This window comes from Acidisoma sp. S159, assembly GCF_009766125.1.
Classification (GTDB): domain Bacteria; phylum Pseudomonadota; class Alphaproteobacteria; order Acetobacterales; family Acetobacteraceae; genus Acidisoma.
This window is the reverse complement of record NZ_LMUG01000048.1, coordinates 184,507-201,280: the sequence shown is the minus strand read 5'-3', so window position 1 is coordinate 201,280 and position 16,774 is coordinate 184,507. Positions and strand designations below refer to the sequence as shown.

Annotated in this window: 17 protein-coding genes; 5 read left to right on the top strand and 12 right to left on the bottom strand. The window is 65.8% G+C overall.

Features of this window, described 5'->3' with window-relative positions; genetic code table 11:
• Positions 1-167: 167 nt before the first annotated feature.
• The 11 genes from GSQ92_RS31440 to GSQ92_RS15935 all read right to left on the bottom strand — a co-directional run bounded on the left by GSQ92_RS31440 (position 168) and on the right by GSQ92_RS15935 (position 9,544).
• Positions 168-302 (bottom strand): hypothetical protein, encoded by a 135-nt coding sequence (locus GSQ92_RS31440; protein WP_256367108.1) that lies wholly within the window; start codon positions 300-302, stop codon positions 168-170.
• 188 nt (positions 303-490) lie between these two features.
• Positions 491-769 (bottom strand): type II toxin-antitoxin system ParD family antitoxin, encoded by a 279-nt coding sequence (locus GSQ92_RS15980; RefSeq protein ID WP_158802600.1) that lies wholly within the window; start codon positions 767-769, stop codon positions 491-493.
• 145 nt (positions 770-914) lie between these two features.
• Positions 915-1,667: a DUF4410 domain-containing protein gene (locus GSQ92_RS15975; RefSeq protein WP_158802601.1), complete on the bottom strand. Its 753-nt coding sequence runs from the start codon at positions 1,665-1,667 to the stop codon at positions 915-917.
• 98 nt (positions 1,668-1,765) lie between these two features.
• On the bottom strand, positions 1,766-2,017 hold the full coding sequence (locus GSQ92_RS15970) for a DUF3126 family protein (RefSeq protein WP_158802602.1): 252 nt from the start codon (positions 2,015-2,017) through the stop codon (positions 1,766-1,768).
• Positions 2,018-2,061: 44 nt separating this feature from the next.
• Positions 2,062-3,321, bottom strand: a complete 1,260-nt coding sequence (gene murA / locus GSQ92_RS15965; RefSeq protein WP_158802603.1) for a UDP-N-acetylglucosamine 1-carboxyvinyltransferase — start codon at positions 3,319-3,321, stop codon at positions 2,062-2,064.
• Between the two features lie 11 nt (positions 3,322-3,332).
• Positions 3,333-3,887: a dCTP deaminase gene (gene dcd, locus GSQ92_RS15960; protein WP_158802604.1), complete on the bottom strand. Its 555-nt coding sequence runs from the start codon at positions 3,885-3,887 to the stop codon at positions 3,333-3,335.
• A 174-nt stretch (positions 3,888-4,061) separates the two neighbouring features.
• Positions 4,062-5,426 carry an NAD-dependent succinate-semialdehyde dehydrogenase gene (locus GSQ92_RS15955; RefSeq protein ID WP_159013674.1) on the bottom strand — a complete coding sequence of 455 codons (1,365 nt, stop codon included), beginning with the start codon at positions 5,424-5,426 and terminating at the stop codon, positions 4,062-4,064.
• Positions 5,427-5,459: 33 nt separating this feature from the next.
• On the bottom strand, positions 5,460-6,284 hold the full coding sequence (locus GSQ92_RS15950) for a sugar phosphate isomerase/epimerase (RefSeq protein WP_158802606.1): 825 nt from the start codon (positions 6,282-6,284) through the stop codon (positions 5,460-5,462).
• The gene (locus tag GSQ92_RS15945) at positions 6,281-7,450 is read right to left on the bottom strand and encodes a dihydrodipicolinate synthase family protein (RefSeq protein WP_158802607.1); all 1,170 of its coding nucleotides are present in this window, start codon (positions 7,448-7,450) and stop codon (positions 6,281-6,283) included. Before GSQ92_RS15945 ends, GSQ92_RS15950 begins: the two co-directional genes overlap by 4 nt.
• Before the next feature lie 4 nt (positions 7,451-7,454).
• Complete coding sequence (locus GSQ92_RS15940; RefSeq protein ID WP_174246647.1) at positions 7,455-8,630, bottom strand: Gfo/Idh/MocA family protein; 1,176 nt, start codon at positions 8,628-8,630, stop codon at positions 7,455-7,457.
• Positions 8,631-8,806: 176 nt separating this feature from the next.
• Positions 8,807-9,544 carry a TetR/AcrR family transcriptional regulator gene (locus tag GSQ92_RS15935; protein WP_254065583.1) on the bottom strand — a complete coding sequence of 246 codons (738 nt, stop codon included), beginning with the start codon at positions 9,542-9,544 and terminating at the stop codon, positions 8,807-8,809.
• A 111-nt stretch (positions 9,545-9,655) separates the two neighbouring features.
• On the opposite strand from GSQ92_RS15935, the gene GSQ92_RS15930 reads away from it, so the two are divergent.
• The 5 genes from GSQ92_RS15930 to GSQ92_RS15910 all read left to right on the top strand — a co-directional run bounded on the left by GSQ92_RS15930 (position 9,656) and on the right by GSQ92_RS15910 (position 16,228).
• The gene (locus GSQ92_RS15930) at positions 9,656-11,191 is read left to right on the top strand and encodes a sugar ABC transporter ATP-binding protein (RefSeq protein ID WP_254065602.1); all 1,536 of its coding nucleotides are present in this window, start codon (positions 9,656-9,658) and stop codon (positions 11,189-11,191) included.
• Positions 11,188-12,162, top strand: coding sequence for an ABC transporter permease (locus GSQ92_RS15925; protein WP_216850017.1), 975 nt, complete (start codon positions 11,188-11,190; stop codon positions 12,160-12,162). Before GSQ92_RS15930 ends, GSQ92_RS15925 begins: the two co-directional genes overlap by 4 nt.
• Positions 12,159-13,115: an ABC transporter permease gene (locus GSQ92_RS15920; RefSeq protein WP_216850018.1), complete on the top strand. Its 957-nt coding sequence runs from the start codon at positions 12,159-12,161 to the stop codon at positions 13,113-13,115. The genes GSQ92_RS15925 and GSQ92_RS15920 overlap by 4 nt, the downstream gene beginning before the upstream one ends.
• Before the next feature lie 36 nt (positions 13,116-13,151).
• On the top strand, positions 13,152-14,321 hold the full coding sequence (locus GSQ92_RS15915) for an ABC transporter substrate-binding protein (protein WP_159013673.1): 1,170 nt from the start codon (positions 13,152-13,154) through the stop codon (positions 14,319-14,321).
• A gap of 203 nt (positions 14,322-14,524) precedes the next feature.
• Positions 14,525-16,228 (top strand): GMC family oxidoreductase, encoded by a 1,704-nt coding sequence (locus GSQ92_RS15910; protein WP_159013672.1) that lies wholly within the window; start codon positions 14,525-14,527, stop codon positions 16,226-16,228.
• Here the strand turns inward: GSQ92_RS15910 and GSQ92_RS15905 are convergent.
• Positions 16,225-16,410 carry a hypothetical protein gene (locus tag GSQ92_RS15905; RefSeq protein WP_158802610.1) on the bottom strand — a complete coding sequence of 62 codons (186 nt, stop codon included), beginning with the start codon at positions 16,408-16,410 and terminating at the stop codon, positions 16,225-16,227. The genes GSQ92_RS15910 and GSQ92_RS15905 overlap by 4 nt on opposite strands.
• Between the last annotated feature and the right edge of the window lie 364 nt (positions 16,411-16,774).

The window sequence follows — 16,774 nt, the reverse complement described above, 5'->3', positions numbered from 1 at the left end:
GACCAAAGAATCCGTCATGGCACGCGAAGGCGTGCGGGGCCCCCCCTGCCATCCGCGCCTTGCCGTCGTGGAGCAAGCAAGGCGTGGATGCTCGGCCTTCGCCGAGCATGACGTGGTGGAATGGGCATGGTTCTAGCCAAAGATATCACGACTGGATGTCGCTGCGCTTATCGAAATGCGTCGCCGTCGCCTTCCAGCAGGCTCGCCTCATAGTCTTGGCCGCCATAGAAGACCGCTATGATGGCAACACGCCCCGCATTCGGATGAAAGGCGATGACGACACGACGCCTGTAACTGGTCACGCGAAGTCCTGCCGGATGTCATCCCGTGCAATTCCACGCTGCGGGAAGTTCCGGAGGCCATCGCAATGCGCCGCGATAGCCTCCGTGTAGCGTGCGGCGACGTCGGGGGGATCGTGAGGCTGCGATGTGTCGGTAAAGCTCTACGATCTGCGTACGGGCTTCGGGTGTGAAGACGACCCGCACGTCGATCACCGCCGGGCGGTCGCCTTTGCGTGTTCAGCCGAAAGCGCGGCTCGCAACTCGTCCAACGTCACCGCTCGCTCAGGGTCTGCCATCAACGCGTCATAGGCCGGAGCTACGTGTCCGCGTAGCCAATCCTCGACGACGCGGTCTCGTGCAAGCAGAGTGCGTAAGCCGTCTCTGATGACTTCGCTCTCTGTCGCGTATTCACCTGCCGCGACCTTGGCACGGATCGCCTCGGCCATTTCGTTCGGAAGGGTAATGCTGAACTGCTGGGTAGACCGCACCAGGACAACCTCGACGTCGTTGGAGTAGGATTAAATCCTACTCCAACTTTCGCGCGGATCAAGCGAATACGATTTGGCCCCGTTCGTCACTTCCCGACGATGATGTCGCAGAGTGATTGCAATTTCAGAAACTAGGCGTCGCCACCTAATTCGCGACCCAGCCCTGGCTTTCGAAGTATTGGCCGAGGTTGGTGGCGACGCGCTTGCCCAAATCGTCGGCATCCTCGCCGAGGCTGCTATGGGCGCGGGAGACGGTGCCGGCGACAGCGCCCGTCACGGCAAGACCCACATGACCCGCTGCGGCGCTGGCCGCACCAACGCCAAGCCCCGGAGCGTGACCGCTATTGGCCGTAGCGTCATAGGTCTGCAGCAGCCGCTGGGATCCGTTCGGCAAGGTGCCGTATAGGGCGACGGTCGCGAAAATCTCGCTTTTGCCGGCGCCGAAGCCTATCACGGTGCGGCGGGTTTGGTTGCCGGCGCTGATCCTCACGATCTGGCCGCGGATCACGACATTGCCGGGCGGCGGAACGGTTCCCTGCGCCACGAGCTCGGTCTTCAGCCCCATCGCGTTGAACGCCTGTACCAGCGTGTCGGAGATGGCGGTCTGAACCTCGCGCGTCAGGTTATGTCGTGTGACGTTAGGATCCTCGCCCTTGAATTCGCGCTGGAGACGCGCGCGGACGCCGGAATCGAGCTTGAGGGTGGCGGGATCGACGACGAAGTCAGTCACATAGACCTTGTGCGGCGGCGGCAGTTTGCGCATTGCCATCGCCTGGGGCGGCACATAGGCGCTGGTGTTCTGCACATGAGTGGCACAGGCGCCCAGCCCAAACAGGCCAAGCGCAAGAAAAGCCACCGCGCGGCGAGGCGCGGGCACTGAAATTAAGCGCAACGACATTTTCCAATCCCAGGCCGAGAATCGGCGGATAAACCACGATCTTAGACGGGGATTCCCGAAACCTTCAAGCTCTTCCAGCGCGTGGCAAAGCCACGCGGTTAATGCCGCGTGCGCTTCCCGGCGACCGTGGGCGCCTTGAGCTGCGGCAGGTCTTCCTCCAGCACCGTGATCTGGATGGAATAGGAGGTCTCGCCTTCCTCGGTGTCCTTGTAGACCGTGCCGATGACCTCATCCTGCACCGCGATCTCGACCGCGAGTCCGGCCTTGGCGGGGGCGATGATGCGCACCCGGTCGGTGCCGAGCAGACGGCGAAGATAGGCTTGTACGCGGTCGATATCCGATCCGTTCATGGCCGGAACTCCTTGAGATAGCAGATGGGTCTTTGGAAAGCGGCTCAGTCCGTGAGGCGTTCGATCTGGGCGCCGACGGCGGAAAGCTTGCCCTCGACATCCTCGTAGCCACGGTCGAGGTGATAGACGCGACTCACCACCGTCTCCCCTTTCGCGGCAAGGCCGGCAAGGATGAGCGAGGATGAGGCGCGCAGGTCGGTCGCCATGACCTGGGCACCGGCGAGCGAGGGCACACCGCGCACGATGGCGGAGGAGCCATGGACGTTCACGCGCGCGCCCATGCGGGTCAGTTCCGAGACATGCATGAAACGGTTCTCGAATATCGACTCGGTGATCATCGAGGCGCCATCGGCCACCGCCACCATGGCCATGAACTGGGCCTGCATATCGGTCGGGAAGCCCGGATAGGGCTCGGTCATCACATCCGCGCCGTGCAGGCCGTTGAGACGACGGATGCGGACGCCGCGCTCGGTCTGTTCGATGGAGACGCCGGTCTCTTCCATGATGCGCGCGACGGCACCCAGATGGTCCAGCCGCGCGTCCCGCAGCAGCACGTCTCCACCGGTCATCGCGACGGCGCAGGCATAAGTGCCGGTCTCGATACGGTCGGGGATAATGGCATGGGTCGCGGCATGCAGCCGCTCGACGCCTTCGATCACCAACTCGCCTGTGCCGATGCCGGTGATCTGGGCGCCCATGGCGACGAGGCAGTGGCAGAGGTCGATGATCTCGGGTTCCCGCGCCGAATTGCGGAGGATGGTCTGGCCCTCGGCGAGACTGGCCGCCATCACCACGTTCTCGGTGGCGCCGACAGAGACGGTCGGGAAGATGATGGTGGCGCCGCGCAGGCGGCCATTGACGCGGGCGACGACATAGCCAGCGTCGAGCTCGATCTCGGCGCCCAGCTGCTCCAAGCCCTTCAGATGGATATCGACCGGGCGGGTGCCGATGCCGCAGCCGCCGGGCAGGGAAACGCGAGCCTCACCCAGCCGCGCCAGCAATGGGCCGAGCACGAGGAAGGACGCGCGCATCTTGCGTACGATGTCGTAGGGCGCCTCGGTATTGGTGATGGGGCCGCCGAGGGAGATCGTGCGGGCCGTCTCGTCCCACTCGGTCGCAATGCCGTGCTGGGAGAGGAGCGCGGCCATGGTCTCGATATCGGCGAGGCGCGGCACGCGGGTGAGCAGCAGCCGCTCCTCGGTCAGCAGACCGGCGGCCATGAGCGGCAGGGCGGCGTTTTTCGCGCCGCCGATAGGGATTTCGCCCGAGAGGGGGCGGCCGCCGATGATCCTGATGCGATCCATTGGCCCGCTCCCTACATGCGCGGCAGAGCGACGCCGCGCTGCCCCATGTATTTGCCCTTCTTATCGGCATAACTCACCTCCGGCGCGCCCTCGCCACGGAGAAAGAGGAACTGGCAGATCCCCTCCCCGGCATAGATGCGGGCGGGCAGCGGCGTGGTGTTGCTGATCTCGATCGTGACCTGGCCCTCCCATTCGGGCTCCAGCGGCGTCACGTTCACGATAATGCCGCAGCGGGCATAGGTGGATTTGCCGAGGCAGATGACCAGCACGTCACGCGGGATGCGGAAATACTCGATCGTATGGGCCAGCGCGAAGCTATTGGGCGGGATGATGCAGACGTCCTGCTTGCGGTCGACGAAGCTGCTCGGGTCGAAGTGCTTGGGGTCGACGGTCACCGAATCGACATTGGTGAAAATCTTGAAGTCGTCGGCAACCCGGGCGTCGTAGCCATAGGAGGAGAGGCCATAGCTGATCACGCCGTCACGCTTCTGGGTCTCGACGAAGGGCTCGATCATGCGGTCTTCGATCGCCAGGCGGCGAATAACGTGATCGGGCAGGACGGACATCGGCGGCTCCGGCAGGGCGGGAATGACGCGCTCTAACCTAGCCGGAGGGTGGGGGCAAATGCGTAAAGCGCCTGGGGGTGCGGCGGGCACACCCATCCCCGGCCCCTCCCTTTGCAGGGGGGGTGAAGAGTCGTGGCGGCTCCCCTCCCTGGAAGGGAGGGGTTGGGGGGTGGGTTACGCGCCGCCCTGCCACACCAGTTTCGCGTTCGTCAGCTCCAGCGCGCCCAGAGCCCCCAGTTCCCGGCCGAAGCCGGAGCCCTTGGCGCCGCCGAATGGCGCGCGGGGGTCGGAGCGGGTGAAATCGTTGATGAAGATGGCGCCCGCCTCGATCCGGCCAGCGACGCGATGGGCGCGGGCCAGGTCGCGGCTCCAGACCGCGGCCCCCAACCCGAACTCGGTCGCGTTGGCGAGGCGGATCGCGTCTTCTTCAGTCTTGAACGGGAAAATCATCGCGACGGGGCCGAAGAACTCCTCCTGCGCGATGGCGGCATCGGGCGGCAGGCCGACGAGGACGGTCGGCGGGTAGAAATTGCCGGGCCCGGCCGGGATTTCTCCACCCGTCAGCACCCGGGCGCCAGCCTTCACCGCGTCCCGCACCTGGCGGTGAACATTGTCGCGCAGGTCCCCGCGCGCCAGCGGGCCGAGCTTGATGCCGTCTTTCGCCGGGTCGCCCATCGGCAAAGCGGCGGCCTGCTCGACGAAAGCCTTAGTGAAGGCCTCGACCAGCGACTCGGCGACGAGAAAGCGCTTCGCGGCGATGCAGCTTTGCGCGTTGTTGGAATAACGCGAAACCACGCCGAGCTTCACGGCCTGGGCGAGATCGGCATCCTCCAGCACGATGAAGGGGTCCGAGCCGCCAAGTTCCAGCACCACCTTCTTGCCATGCCGCCCGGCCTCCGCCGCAACCGCGCGGCCGGCGGCGACACTGCCGGTGACGGTCACGGCGCGGATCCGCGGATCCGCGATCACCGCCGCCGACTTGTCGCGCTCGATCGCGAGGTTGACGTAGAGGCCTTCCGGACCGCCGGCGTCACGCACCAAAGTCTCTAGCGCCTCCGCCGAGCCCTGTACGGTCTCGGCATGTTTGACGATGACGGTGTTGCCGACCAGCGCCGCCGGGATGAAGAAGCGCAGCACCTGCCAGAAGGGCAGGTTCCAGGGCATCACGCCAAAGATCGGCCCGACCGATTCGTGAATGATATGAGCGGGCGTGCCAGGAATGGCCTGTGGCGCGAGATAGCCCTCGCCGGCTTCCGCGAAATGACGGGCGCCCGAGGCGGCTTTCTTGACCTCGCCGATGGCTTCCGGCAGCGGCTTGCCCATCTCGGACGTGATGAGGCGGCCATAGGTCTCGGCACGCGCCTCCAGCAAATCCGCGAGGCGGAGGAGGAAGGCGATGCGCTCGGGCAGGGGCGTGCGGGACCAGCGCTGCCAGCCGTCCCAGACCAGTTGCAGCCGCTTGTCGGTCTCGGCGGCGTCATGCTCCGGATAGGTGGCGAGCAGCGCGCCCGTCGCCGGATTGCGTGATTCGAAACTCATGGCAATTCCTCCCCGGCGTCTGGTGCGCCGCTATCAGCAAACGGTGTTGAAGCGCTCGATGCAGGTGGCGATGACCTCCTCGCCGGGACGCTTCCACCAATCCTCGGCCGAGAAGATTTCGACCTCCTGCGGGCCGTGGAAACCAGCGGCCTCGATCTCGGCGCGGATCGCCTTCAGGTCGATCACACCGTCGCCCATCATACCACGGTCGAGCAGCAGATCCCGCGTCGGCACAAGCCAGTCGCAGATATGGTGTGCCAGGATGCGGCCATCCCGCCCGGCGCGGGCGATCTGGGCGTAGAGGCGCGGGTCCCACCACACATGATAGACGTCGATCGCCACGCCCACGCCGTCACCCAGCATGTCGCAGAGGTCGAGCGCTTGCTCCAACGTGTTCACGCAGGCGCGGTCGGCGGCATACATCGGATGCAGCGGCTCGATGGCGATGGGCATTCCCTGGGCCTGGGCATAGGGCAGTAGCGCGGCCAAGCCATCCACCACCATGGCGCGCGTCGCGGGCAAGTCGCGCGAGCCGGCGGGCAGGCCGCCGACGACGAGGACGAGGCACTCGGCGTCGAGTGCGACCGCCTCATCCACCGCGCGCCTGTTGTCTTCGATGGCGTCGGCGAGTCCCTCGGGTGTCGCGGCGGGGAACATGCCGCCTCGGCAAAGGCCGGTCACGGTCAGACCATTCTCCCGCACGATGCGCGCGGCCTCCGCTAAGCCAACCGCATGGACCTGATCCCGCCAAGGCGCGATGGCTGTGATGCCCTGGGCGAGGCAGGCATCGACGGCTTGCGGCAGATTGTATTGCTGGCGCAGCGTGGCGAGGTTGATCGAGAGACCGGCGCGCTTCACGTGACGCCGCCAATCGCGAGCACGCGCTTCATGCGCGCCGCCGCGCGATCGGGATCGTGCAAGACACCGGCCTGATCGGCGAGGCGGAAGAGTTCGGCGAGATGGACGAGCGACCGCGTGCTCTGCTGGCCGCCGAGCATGTGGAAGTGGTCCTGCAACCCGTTGAGATAGGCGAGGAAGACCACGCCGGTTTTGTAGAAGCGAGTCGGCGCCTTGAAGATATGGCGGGAGAGCGGCACGGTCGGCGCCAGGATGGCGTGGAAACCGGCCTCGTCGTTCTCAGCCAGGCGGGCAAGCGCCGCCGAGGCGGCGGGGGCGATGGCATCGAAAATGCCGAGCAGCGCATGCGAATAGCCCTCGTCGTCGCCCGCTATGAGTTCAGCATAGTTGAAGTCGTCGCCTGTATACATGCGGATATCGGCCGCGAGGCGGCGGCGCATGAGGATTTCCTTCTCGGCGGAGAGAAGCGAGATCTTCACGCCATCGACCTTGTCGGCATGGCTGTTGATGATGTCGACGCAGACATCCATCGCCGCCATGTGGTCGTGAGAGCCCCAGTAACCGGCAAGCGCCGGGTCGAACATTTCGCCGAGCCAGTGAATCACCACGGGCTCCCTCACCTGCGACAGGATGCGGTCATAGACGCGGACGTAATCGTCCGGGCCGCGGGCGGCGACCGTCAGCGCACGGCTTGCCATGAGGATGATGCGGCCGCCGAGCGCTTCGATGGCCTCGATCTGCGTCTCATAGGCCCTGATCACGTCGTCAATCGTGGTGGCAGCGCTGGCTGCGAGATGGTCGGTGCCCGCGCCGCAGGCGATGAGGGCGCCCGGGCGCGTTTTCGCGGCGGCCAAAGCATGGCGGATGAGGTCGAGCGCGCCTTGCCAGTTTAGGCCCATGCCGCGCTGCGCGGTGTCCATGGCTTCGGCAACGCCGAGGCCGAGATCCCAGAGATAGGAGCGGAAAGCGATCGTCCGCTCCCAATCGATCGCCTGGTCGAGCCAGGGATCATTATCGGCCAGCGGATCGACGACGATATGCGCCGCCGCGAAGGCCACTCGGTTGAAACGCGGCGCGGCGCCCGGCTTCGGCAAAGCGAGCGGCGTGCCGGTCAGCGTATAGGAGCCGAGACCGCCACCGGATTGCGGCAGGATGAGGCTTGTCATGGCGTCAGGCCGCCGCCCGCGCCGCCTCGGGCAGGCTCAGCGCCGGGACATCGACCCAGCGGCGCTCCCGCCAGCTTTGCGTCGCGAGTTCGGCGAGCTGCACGCCCTTGGCGCCTTCCAGCAGGTCGAACTTCCAGGGCGTGCCCGCGACGACATGGCGGATGAAGTCTTCCCATTGCAGCTTGAAGCCGTTCTCGAAGACCTGATTGTCCGGCACTTCGTCCCATTGTTCCTGGAAACGCATCGTCTGGGGCTGGTCGGGGTTCCAGACCGGGCGCGGCGTATTGACGCGATGCTGGCTGTAGCAGCGGCTGAGACCGGCGACCGCAGAGCCGAGCGTGCCATCGACCTGGAAAGTGACGAGATCGTCCCGCTTCACGCGCACGGCCCAGGAGGAATTGATATGGGCGATGATGCCGCCCGCAAGCTGGAAGGTGGCATAGGCGGCGTCATCCGCATCCGCCTCATAGATCTTCCCGTTCTCGTCGCCGCGTTGCGGAATATGGGTCGCGCCGAGGCAGCTCACGGATTCGACCGCGCCGAAGAGATTGTCGAGCACGTAGCGCCAATGCGGCACCATATCGAGGATGATACCGCCGCCATCGGCCTTCCGGTAATTCCAGGACGGGCGCTGCGCCTGTTGCCAGTCGCCCTCGAACACCCAATAGCCGAACTCGCCGCGCACCGAGAGGATACGGCCGAAGAAGCCGCTGTCGCGCAGCATGGCGATTTTGCGGAGACCGGGAAGGTAGAGCTTGTCCTGCACGACGCCGCTTTTGACGCCGCGGTCGCGGGCGAGCCGCGCGACGTTCAGTGACTCTTGCAGCGTCTCGCTAATCGGCTTCTCGCAATAGACGTGCTTGCCGGCGGCGATGGCGCGTTTCAGCAGGGCGACGCGCATCTGGGTCGAGCCGGCGTCGAAGAAAACGGTGTCTTCGGGGTTCGCGAGCGCCTGGTCGATGTCGATCGCGACACGGGCAATGCCATGGCGCTTAGCGAGGGCCGCGACCTTCTCATGATTGCGTCCGACGAGGATCGGATCGGGCATCACGCGATCGCCGTTGGGGAGGAACACACCGCCCTGATCGCGGATCGCGACGATGGACCGCACGAGGTGCTGGTTGTAGCCCATGCGCCCGGTGATGCCGTGCATGATGATGCCAAGCCGCTGGGTGGCCATCGCGATCCTCTCCCCCGTCCCTGCCGTCTTTTTGGTTGTAACCGTGTGGTTACTAACCGAGCATGGGGACGGTCAGGATGTCAAGCTTAGCCTAAGCGCGTGGGCTGCGAACGGGACAGGCGCTCGACTGCCGATGGGACCGCGAAGTTCCGCGGTCCGGGTGCGCGTTTGGACGCCTATCGGAGGGAAGCCAGAACCACCTGAACGATGTGTTCGCCCCAAGCGTCGGTCTCGGTCTTTGCCAGTAGGTCGCGGCGGAAGATGGTCGAAAGGGTCCAGCGGTTCGAGAGGTAGAAAAACCCCAGAGCCGCGATACCGATATAGACCTTCACGGGATCGGTCTCCCGGCGGAACACGCCGCTATCCGCGCCGCGCCGCAGCAAATCCCCGATCTGCTCGACCAGCGGCGAATTGAGCTCGAAAATCCGGGCCGAGCGTTTCAGGAACTTCGCGCGATGAAGATTTTCCGTGTGCAGGAGACTGAGAAATTCCGGATGATCGAGGTAGTAGTGCCAGGTGAAGAGCACCAGCTCCCGCATCCCATCCTCGGGGTCGCGCTCGGAGAGGTGCAGCCTTCGTTCAGCCGAGCGAATCTGCACGTAGCTGCTTTCCAGGACAGCGAGATAGAGCGCGTCCTTGCCACCGAAATAGTGGTAGAGCATGCGCTTGTTCGTGCCGGCCCGCGCGGCAATCGCGTTGATGCGCGCGCCGCCGTAACCCTTCTCGGCAAACTCCTTCGCGGATGCAGCAAGAATGGCGGCGCTCGTGCGTTCCGGGTCGCGGATCAGGATCGGCTTGGGCGCTGCCGAGGGCTTGGCGATCTTGGTGCGGGAGACGGCGGCGGAGGTCGTTCGACTGCGTTTGGAAACAGCGGGCATGGTGGCGACCATGACGATGCCGGATCGCCTTGACAAGCACGCGCGAGGCTCCCTAGCTTATAACCAACTGGTTATTTAGGTTCCCGCTCACACGGCGGAGGCCGAGGAAAAGACCGGATCGCTAAGGGAGAGCCGCGCGTGTCGTCCATGGGCGCCATCAGCATCTGGACGACCGAGCCGGAAGCGCTGCTGACGATGCGCGACATCTCCAAATCCTTTCTCGGCGTCCGCGTGCTGTCGCATATCGGTTTCGACTGCCGGGCGGGCGAGGTGCATGCCCTGTGTGGCGAGAATGGCGCCGGCAAGTCCACTCTTATGAAGATCCTCAGCGGCGCTTTCCCGGCGGATGAGGGGACGATCGTCCTGGACGGCACCGTGCGACGGTTCACCCATCCGTCCCAGGCGCGCGCCGCCGGTATCGGGATTATCCACCAGGAACTCAGCCTGCTGCCGCATCGTAGCGTGGCCGAGAATATCTACCTCGGGCGGGAGCCCAGCCGTGGCGGCGTAGTGGATCGCGCCCGCATGGGCCGGGATGCGCGGCGGGCGCTAAGCCGCCTCGGTTCGACGATCGAGCCGCAGGCACAGACAGGCGATCTCACCATCGCCGAGCAGCAGGTGGTGGAAATCGCGAAGGCGCTGGCGGTCGATGCGCGCGTGCTGGTCTTCGACGAGCCGACAGCGCCGCTGGACGTGGTGGAAAGCGGCAAGCTGTTTCGTGTGATCGCCGAGCTGCGTGCAACGGGCGTCGCCATCATCTACATCTCACATCGCATGCGCGAGGTCTTCGAGATCGCTGACCGCGTCACCGTATTGAAGGACGGGCGCGGCATGGCGACGCTGACGGCGGCGCAGGCCACGCCCGATGCCGTCATCCGCCTCATGGTCGGGCGGCCGATCAGCGACCTGTTCCCACCCCGCGCCACCCGACCGCCCGGCGCGGTCGTGTTGCAAATCCAGGACGGCGCCAACGGGCATCTCGCGGGGATTAACCTCACCTTACGGGCCGGCGAGATCATGGGCGTCGCCGGGCTTGAGGGCTCTGGCAAGATGGAGCTGGCGCGAGCGATCTTTGGCGATGAGCCTTTCACCTCCGGCGAGATCACGCTGTTGAGTGGCGCGGCCGCCGCGTGGTCTCCGCGCGAGGCGGTACGTCGCGGCGTGGCTTTCCTGCCGGATGATCGCAAGTCCGAGGGACTGGGGCTTCGCCAATCGCTGCGGGATAATGCGCTGGTGGTGCGGCGGAGCCTGTCGCGCGCGCTGGCACTGCCCTCGCGGGGTAACCGCGCGCCCGCCATCTTCGATGCGCTGTTCCGCAAGGTCGAGATGCGTGCGGCGGATGTGGATGCGCCCGTGGGGCGGCTTTCGGGCGGCAATCAGCAAAAAGTCATCGTCGCGCGCTGGCTCGCCGCTGAGCCGCGCCTATGGATCGTCGCCGAGCCGACGCGCGGGATCGATGTCGGCGCCAAGGCGGCGATCTACGGCCTGCTGCGCGACTATGCGGAGAGCGGCGGCGCGGTGCTGATGATTTCCTCCGACCTCACCGAGATCATCGGCGAGAGCGACCGTATCGCGGTGATGGCGGGCGGTCGTATCGTGGTCGAACTGCCGCCCGGAGCCTCCGAGGAAGCGATCATGGCGCATGCGGTGCATGGGCCGCAGGTAGCCGAGGCCTTGGCGTGAGCGGAGCGGCGATCCCGCGCGGCGGTCTCGCGAAATTTCGTCTGCCACTGGCGCTCGTGATCTGCGCCGCCGTCGTCTATGCCGCGACGGCGCTCGGCACGGCGCAGGGTGAGCAATTGTCCTGGTCGGGCGTGATGGGCCTGCTGCAACGCATGGTGGCGCTGGGCATCGTCGCGGTCGGGCAGACGCTGGTGTTGCTTGTCGGCTCGATCGACCTTTCGGTGGCGAATCTCATCAGCGTATCGGCGGTCATCGCGTCACATGTGATGAACGGCAATACGGATGCGATCGCGCTTGGCGTGCTGGCGGCGATCGCCATCGGCATTCTCGTCGGCGCGGTCAACGGCGTTCTGGTGGCGAAGCTGAAGGTCAGCCCGCTGATCGCGACGCTGGGCGTCGGGCTGGTGCTGCAGGGTGTGCTGACCACGAGCTACGAAACGCTGGCGGGATCCGTGCCGGCGAGTTTCCGCGTGCTCGCCTATGGGCGTGTCGCCGGGCTGCCGCTGGCGATCCTGCTGCTGATCGTGGTGGTGGCGCTGGCGGGCTTCGTGCTGGCGCGCACGGCGGCGGGTTATCGGCTTTACGGCGTCGGCGGCAATGTGCAGACCGCGCGGCTGGCGGGGATCCGCACCGACCGTTTCATCATCGGCGCGCATATCGCGGCGAGCGTTACCGCCGCGATCAGTGGCTTGTATCTCGCGAGCTGGCTCGGTGCCGGAACGCCCTGGGTCGGGCGAGATGGCGGCTATGATCTCGATTCCATCGCGGTCGTCGTCATCGGCGGCACGTTGCTGTCGGGCGGGCGCGGCGGGGTCGCGGGCACCATCGCGGGCGTCTTCGTCTTCGCGACGATCGATGCGGTTTTCAACATGCTGCAAATCGATCCGTTTCTCGGCCAGGTCTTGCGCGGCGTCATCGTGGTGGGCGCTGTCGCCTCCTACACCATCCGGACGAAGGCGCATGTGGCGTGACGCGCGGCCTCGCGTCGCTGCGTCGGATCAATCCGACAATCCTGGTCTTTGTCGTGTTGCTGGCGGCGATCTGCTGGATGAGTCCGCTGTATCGCACACCGGCGGGGCTGCTCAGCCTGCTGCAACGGGCGGCGCCGGTGGTCATCCTGTCCTGCGGGCAGAGCTTCGTGCTGATCGCGGGCGGATTCGATCTGGCGTCCGGTTCGCTCATCACGCTGGTGGTGGTGGCCTGCGCGCTGATCACCGGCGGCGACGCCGGCTGGACCTGGGTGGCGCTGTTGGCCTCCTATGGCATCGGGGCCGCAGTGGGCGTGGTCAATGGCGTGATCGTCGCCAGGGGCAAGGTGCCTTCGATCATCGCGACGCTCGGCACGCTGCTCTCCGTCAAGGGTATCGCGATGATGTGGTCGGGCGGCGCGCCGGGCGGCTATCTGCCGGCCAATCTGCGCTTCTTCGGGCGCTACGTGTGGCGGCATGTGCCGCTGGTCGGGCGCTTTCCGGTCGCGGTGGTGGTGCTGATTATCAGCATCGCTATCATGGCGTGGCTGATGCATGGCACGAATTTCGGCCGGCTGCTGCTGATGATCGGCGACAATCCGCGCGCCGCCGAGCTCGCGGGTGCACCGGTGCGGCGGTTTCGCATGCTGACCTTCGTTATTTCCGCGCTGGCTTCTGTCACGGCGGGAATTCTTCTCGGCGGGTTCTCCGGCGTCTCGGTGGATGTCGGCACGGGTTACGAGCTGCAGGCGATTTCGGCGGCGGTGATCGGCGGTGTGGTTTTGCTTGGCGGACAGGGCAGCATGCTGGGCGCGGTCTTCGGTGGCCTCACGCTCTATGCGTTGTTCACCCTGCTCAATCTGGTGGGATTTCCGGAGCCGATGCGCGTCGCGGTGCAAGGCATCATCCTGATCGCGGCGGCGGCGCTCTCGGCGCGGCGCGGACGGCGCATTTAGCTTCCAATGAAAACAAACGAAACGGGGAGAATGGCGATGGCTGAATCCAAGACCTGGCGGCTCGGACTGGGCACGATTGCGGTGGCCGCACTTGCTTGTGCCGGTCTGCATGCGGCGCGGGCGCAGACGGCGGCGACCAACTCGGCGGCGGTCGACAAGGAGTTTGCCTATGAGCAGACGCTGATGTCCGCCAAGCCGATCGGCCCGGCCGACAAGCCCTGGGAGCAGAGCCTCTCGACCAACATGGTCGATACCGCGAAATACAAAAAGGCGCCGCCGTATCGGGTGTGTTTCTCGAATGCGAGCATCAGCAACCCGTGGCGCGTGGTCGGCTGGAAGGTCATGCAGGCCGAGGCCGACCTGCATAAGTCGGAGATTGCATCGCTGAGTTACGCCGATGCGCAGGACAAGGACGACAAGCAGATCTCCGATATCCGCGCCTTCGTCACCGGCGGAAAATGCGATGTTCTGATTGTCTCGCCACATACCTCGGACGCGCTGACCCCAGTGGTGGAGGAAGCCTGCAAGTCGCTGCCGGTCATTACCTTCGACCGCAATGTGCGGACCGATTGCCCCGTCACCGCCGTTCGCACCATTGGCGGCTATGCCTATGGCATGGCCGGCGCCAACTTCATCGTCGAGAATATGCCGAAGGGCGGCAAGGTGCTGATGCTGCGGACGGCGCCGGGGATCGACGTGTTCGAGACGCGCTCGGACGCCGCGGCGAAGGTCTTCAAGGCGGCGGGCATCAAGCCGATCGGCGTCGAGTTCACCGGCGCGGATAATGCCAAGACCAAAGCGGTGGTCAGCGACTATCTCAGCCGGGTCGGGAAGATCGACGCGGTATGGGTCGATTTCGGCGCCATGTCGGTGGCGGTGGCGGAAGCCTTCGAGGATGCGGGACAGGATTACCCGATTATCACCGGTGAGGATCAGGAGGATTACCTGCAGAAGTGGAAGCAGGAAGGCTTCAAGGGCATCGCGCCGACCTATCCGGCCTATCAGTGGCGCACGGCGCTGATCGCCGCGCTGGATGTGTTGCAGGGCAAGCCGGTTTACGGTCCGGACTGGATCCTGCCGCAGCCGCTGATCACCAGCGCGAATCTCGCGCAATATGTCGATCCCAAGATGCCGCCGCTGCATTACGCGACCTGCGGCTGCGAGACATTGCCGGGCTATCCGGAGCGCTGGGGCGGCAAGAAGTAAGAGCGAACTGGCGCGGCATTGAGCAAGCGGGCGCGCCCCACACCGTCATGCTCGGCGAAGGCCGAGCATCCACGCCTTCGTCTTCGCCGCCGCTAGGCAGGCGTGGATCCTCGGCCTTCGCCGAGGATGACGGGGTGCGCGGGATGACAGTGCGGCGAAATGACGAATGCGGATAGCGGCTTGGCTAGGCGGAGACTGAGGGTATGACGAACTTCCTGATCCTGGGCGGCGGTTCGGCCGGCTGCGTGCTGGCCGCGCGGCTGACCGAGAACAGCCGACACGATGTCACGCTGGTGGAGGCGGGGCGCGATCTCACCGCCGAGACCATGTCGCCCACCATCCGCAGCCGCTATCCCGGCCGCGCCTATCTCGATCCCGGCAATATCTGGTCGAAACTCACAGCCTTCATCGGTGCGCCCGGGGGCAAGACCGAGGGGCGCGCCGCGCGTCTCTATGAGCAGGGGCGCGTGCTGGGCGGCGGCTCCGCCGTCAATGCCATGGTCGCCAATCGCGGCGCGCCGGGGGACTACGACGAATGGGGCGCGGAAGGCGCCGAAGGCTGGTCGTGGAACGCCTGCCTCCCCTATTTCCGCAAGCTCGAGCATGACTTCGACTTTGACGGGCCTTTCCATGGCAAGGACGGGCCGATATCCGTCCGCCGTATCAGCGAAGCCGCGATGTCGCCCTTCGTGAAGGCGGTGAGCAATACCTTCGCGGCGCAGGGGCATGTCGCCAAGCCGGATCAGAATGGCGAATGGGCCGACGGAATCTACACCAGCGCCATCGCCGTCACGCGCGACGGTGAACGCATCCCGACCTCGATCGCCTATCTTTCACCCGAGGTCAGGCGCCGCCCAAATCTGCGCATCATCACGGACCGCCTGGTTGACCGCATCCTGTTCGACGGAACCCGTGCAACCGGCGCGGTGACGCGGCCGGCGGCGGGTGGCGACGCGGAGACGCTCAGCGCCGAGGAGGTCATCGTCTCGACCGGCGCGATCCATACAGCGGCGCTGCTGCTGCGGAGCGGTGTCGGGCCCGCGCAGGCGCTCAGCGCGCTAGGCATTACGGCGGTGCTGGATCGCGCCGGAGTCGGCCGGAACCTCATGGAGCATCCCTCCACCGCCGTCTCCGCGTTCCTGCCGCCGGCGGCGCGGTTGCGCGACCTCGGTGAACATCACGACCACGCCATTCTGCGGTTCTCCTCGGATCTGGCCGGCGCGCCGGAGGGGGATATGCATGCGGCGATCATCGCGCGCTCGGGCTGGCATTTCGTCGGGCAGCGCGTCGGCACGCTGTTTCTCTGGGTGAACAAAGCCTATTCGCGCGGCACGGTGGAACTTGCTTCGCGCGATCCGCAGGACGAACCCAAGGTCGATTTCCGCATGCTGTCGGATGCGCGCGACATGGAGCGGCTGAAATACGGTTTCAGGCTCTGCGCGCGCACGCTGACGCATCCGCTCATGAAGGGCTGGGCCGATACGGCCTTCCCCACGAGCTATTCGCCGCGCGTCGCCAAGCTGGCGGGCGCGGGTTTTGTCACCGCCGCGCAGCGAGGGTTGTTCGGCGCTCTTCTGGATCATGCGGGGCCGTTCCGGTCTGCACTGATCCACGGCGCCGTCACCCTGGGCACCCGGCTCGACGATCTGCTGAAGGACGATGCGGCGCTGACGAGTTTTCTGGGGGCCGCTGTGGGCGGGGTTTGGCATGCGTCGGGCACATGCCGGATGGGCCGGGCGACGGACCCGCTGGCGGTCACGGATGGTCAGGGGCGGGTGCATGGCCTTGAGGGCCTGCGCATCTGCGACGCCTCGCTGATGCCGACGATTCCACGGGCGAATACCAATATCCCGATCATCATGATGGCCGAGCGTATCGCCGACCTGATCAATGGCCGTGCGGGCTAGGCTTCGCCGGCGTCGGGCCTTTCCGTTGTCTTAGGCGGCGCTTCGGCACGGCCGCGATCCTGGGCCTTGCGGCGGCGAAGGTTCTGGCGAAGCGCCTGAGCCTGCCGCTCCTCCCGCGCGAGACGCGCTGCCTCGGCGGCGGGCGTCACATGCGGCTTGGATGCGGGCGGATCGGTGGCCATGGTCCACGGAAGCCCGGTGCGGGCGTGCAGTCAAGCGAGGGACGTGAGCTGCATTGTTTGGCGATCACGAGGCAAGGGTGCTGACCCCGCTGACTCGGACCGTTAGCCGCTGTCGAGTGCAGAGCGCGCCCTGCTCTCGTTAAGATGCTGGTAAGCGAGGGATCGTCATAGACGCTCGTATTCTACCAGAGACCGCTTTCTCCTTGCCGTTGCTTGACGGTTCTCGCTCCCCGCCCGGGAGCGCGGATCGTGACGATGTCACCACGCCCTATTGGACTGCGAGCGCGAGGTCGCTCGCGCGCGGCGGCCCGATGAATGCCTCGACTTCAGCTTCGAGGCAGCAGACAGCGGAAGGGTCCGCAGG

What these genes read in the sequence shown, in the direction of transcription:
- GSQ92_RS15975 (WP_158802601.1), bottom strand. Translation starts at nt 1,667, where the DNA reads ATGTCGTTGCGCTTAATTTCAGTGCCCGCGCCTCGCCGCGCGGTGGCT.
- GSQ92_RS15970 (WP_158802602.1), bottom strand. Translation starts at nt 2,017, where the DNA reads ATGAACGGATCGGATATCGACCGCGTACAAGCCTATCTTCGCCGTCTG.
- murA (WP_158802603.1), bottom strand. Translation starts at nt 3,321, where the DNA reads ATGGATCGCATCAGGATCATCGGCGGCCGCCCCCTCTCGGGCGAAATC.
- dcd (WP_158802604.1), bottom strand. Translation starts at nt 3,887, where the DNA reads ATGTCCGTCCTGCCCGATCACGTTATTCGCCGCCTGGCGATCGAAGAC.
- GSQ92_RS15955 (WP_159013674.1), bottom strand. Translation starts at nt 5,426, where the DNA reads ATGAGTTTCGAATCACGCAATCCGGCGACGGGCGCGCTGCTCGCCACC.
- GSQ92_RS15945 (WP_158802607.1), bottom strand. Translation starts at nt 7,450, where the DNA reads ATGACAAGCCTCATCCTGCCGCAATCCGGTGGCGGTCTCGGCTCCTAT.
- GSQ92_RS15940 (WP_174246647.1), bottom strand. Translation starts at nt 8,630, where the DNA reads ATGGCCACCCAGCGGCTTGGCATCATCATGCACGGCATCACCGGGCGC.
- GSQ92_RS15930 (WP_254065602.1), top strand. Translation starts at nt 9,656, where the DNA reads ATGGGCGCCATCAGCATCTGGACGACCGAGCCGGAAGCGCTGCTGACG.
- GSQ92_RS15915 (WP_159013673.1), top strand. Translation starts at nt 13,152, where the DNA reads ATGGCTGAATCCAAGACCTGGCGGCTCGGACTGGGCACGATTGCGGTG.
- GSQ92_RS15910 (WP_159013672.1), top strand. Translation starts at nt 14,525, where the DNA reads ATGACGAACTTCCTGATCCTGGGCGGCGGTTCGGCCGGCTGCGTGCTG.
- GSQ92_RS15905 (WP_158802610.1), bottom strand. Translation starts at nt 16,410, where the DNA reads ATGGCCACCGATCCGCCCGCATCCAAGCCGCATGTGACGCCCGCCGCC.